Here is a 457-nt window from a genome sequence, read left to right as displayed (position 1 = left end):
CACCTGGCGACGCCGCCACCAAGCCCGCGCCCGCTGGTTCCACCAACGCACCAGACTCAACCGCGAATACGCCCTGGTCAACTAGCCAATGGCGGCTGCCGTACTAGTACGGCAGCCGCCGTTTGAGATGTTGCTGCTGGGGCGGGGTGGACGCGAGGCGGCCACCACGTGATCGTCTGTACGTTGTGGACATACTTCAGATCTGGCGGTGGCCGCGTGCCACAGCGTAGCCGTTGGGCGATGGGAGCGGGTGCTGGCCGAGGTGCTGGGCTGTTTCGCGGGCCGGTTCGGGCGGGTGGAGCCGCGCCGTGCTGCGGGGCAGTTCGTGACGGGGCTGCTGGCTGAGCTTGAGGTCAAGACGTGTTGGCAGTTGGCCGAGCAGGCCGGGCATGCTCGGCCGGATGCGATGCAGCGGTTGTTGTACCGGGCGGTGTGGGACGCCGACGCCGTCCGTGAT

Annotated in this window: 1 pseudogene; it reads left to right on the top strand. The window is 68.1% G+C overall.

What is annotated here, in order from left to right:
• Positions 1–265: 265 nt before the first annotated feature.
• A pseudogene (locus tag AC2CHE_RS26985) lies at positions 266–457 on the top strand (IS701 family transposase); the annotation flags it as partial.

The organism is Micromonospora sp. ATLC16 (genome assembly GCF_057196645.1).
The sequence above is the reverse complement of the archived record's forward strand: the minus strand, read 5'-3'. Positions and strand labels throughout refer to the sequence as shown.